At 76.1% G+C, this 632-nt stretch carries 1 protein-coding gene; it reads right to left on the reverse strand.

The window, feature by feature from the left end; genetic code table 11:
* Positions 1-632: condensation domain-containing protein (locus tag IE245_RS33145; protein ID WP_229851920.1), on the reverse strand; the 632-nt coding region annotated here is incomplete at both ends.

Genomic DNA, 632 nt, shown 5'->3' on the forward strand with positions numbered 1-632 from the left:
CGCGTGCACCACCATGAACGGCGTCGCCCGGAACTCCCGCGCCACCTCCACCACCCGCCCGTGCAACCCCGGCGGGACGGTGAAGGCGACGCGGCCGCCCCGGTACGAGGGGGTGGCGGGGCGGGGCCGGTCGGCGGCCGGCGCCGACTCCTGCGGCAGTCCGTCCAGGGTCTGGCGCCAGTAACGGAGTTGGGCGGCGACGGGGCTGTCCGGGTCGTCCTCGGAGCCCAGCTCCTCGTGCTGCCACAGGGTGTAGTCGGCGTACTGCACGGGGAGTTCGGGCAGGTCGGGGGAGGTGCCGTGGCGGCGGGCCGCGTAGGCGGACGCCAGGTCGCGCACCAGGGGGCGGACCGACCAGCCGTCCATCGCGATGTGGTGGACCGCCAGCAGCAGGACGTGGGTGCGTTCGTCGAGGACGAAGAGGCGGGCGTGGACCGGCGCCTGGCCGAGGTCGAAGGGGCGGGCGGCCTCGGCCTCCAGGTCGGCCCTCAGGCGGTCCTCCGTGGTGGGGACCGCCTTCAGGCCGGGCTCGGCGTGCCGGGGCGCGAGGACGATCTGGTGCGGGCCGTGCTCGTCCTCGGCGAAGACGGTGCGCAGGCTCTCGTGCCGGGCGACCACGTCCCCCAGCGCGG

The sequence above is a fragment of the Streptomyces roseolus genome (genome assembly GCF_014649855.1).
In the GTDB taxonomy this organism is placed as follows: Bacteria; Actinomycetota; Actinomycetes; order Streptomycetales; family Streptomycetaceae; genus Streptomyces; species Streptomyces roseolus.